The sequence below is a fragment of the Arthrospira sp. PCC 8006 genome (genome assembly GCF_046480465.1).
Classification (GTDB): domain Bacteria; phylum Cyanobacteriota; class Cyanobacteriia; order Cyanobacteriales; family Microcoleaceae; genus Limnospira; species Limnospira platensis.
Map to the genome: position 1 here is coordinate 1 of NZ_PKGG01000571.1, position 421 is coordinate 421.

The 421-nt window shown below is 37.5% G+C and carries 1 pseudogene; it reads right to left on the minus strand.

The features are described from left to right. Positions 1-272: pseudogene (locus B9T16_RS29425) on the minus strand (ParA family protein); the annotation flags it as partial. Between the last annotated feature and the right edge of the window lie 149 nt (positions 273-421).

Below are 421 nucleotides of genomic sequence, written 5' to 3' on the forward strand. Positions count from 1 at the left end.
GAGGTATCTTTACCTGGCAATATTTCTCCTAAGCGAAGTTGATTAGTATCTTCATCGATTAAGTTAGCAATTCGATTGTAGTAATCTAATAACCCGGTTACAGGATAATCCTCAGCTAGAGCAATAGGTGGTAGATAAGGCACTACCAATGGCTCGGCTATTTCCGATTGAGTATCATCTGAGTCATCCCCATTTTCGCTCAATTCATCTTGTTCTATTTCMTGCTGAATTAATTGACGTAAAATACCCCAAAGATTTGTAACTTTAGTCATTCCTATATCACTGAGATCAGGAACAGGTGAAAAAACGAAATTTATGGACAGCTTGCCAAAAGAATTAAGTGATTTGAGAAGAAGATCGATGCCTTGTCGATTTTGCTCATTGGGAAACAAAAATATAMTAGCTTCATCAGCGGCTTGTA